This window comes from Pedobacter sp. BMA (assembly GCF_001027745.1).
GTDB lineage: Bacteria > Bacteroidota > Bacteroidia > Sphingobacteriales > Sphingobacteriaceae > Pedobacter.
In genome coordinates, this window is record NZ_LECU01000020.1 from 1 (window position 1) to 352 (window position 352).

Sequence of the window (352 nt, forward strand, 5' to 3'; positions counted from 1 at the left end):
AGGGTAAAACCGATAACTGGGGCTAAGTCGTAACAAGGTAGCCGTACCGGAAGGTGCGGCTGGAATACCTCCTTTCTGGAGTAGGATCACCTGCTCGCTTCGCAACATGATATTTCAAAAAAAGAGAAACAAAAGAAACACCCAGAAGAAATGACGGTTGTCCAATCAGTGATTGGGACATCGGAACGAAAGCTAGGTAAAGCAAATGGAGCGGTAGCGGTAATATACTAACCGCAATATACGCCGAACCAAAAGCCACAGTCCCGTAGCTCAGCCTGGTTAGAGCACTACACTGATAATGTAGGGGTCTCCAGTTCAAATCTGGACGGGACTACAACAACAATGATCCTGG

At 47.2% G+C, this 352-nt stretch carries 1 tRNA gene and 1 rRNA gene; both read left to right on the forward strand.

What is annotated here, in order from left to right:
* Nucleotides 1-75, forward strand: a 16S ribosomal RNA gene (locus AB669_RS21325); the annotation flags it as partial.
* A 184-nt stretch (nucleotides 76-259) separates the two neighbouring features.
* Nucleotides 260-334: transfer RNA gene (locus AB669_RS21330), tRNA-Ile, on the forward strand.
* Nucleotides 335-352 lie beyond the last annotated feature (18 nt).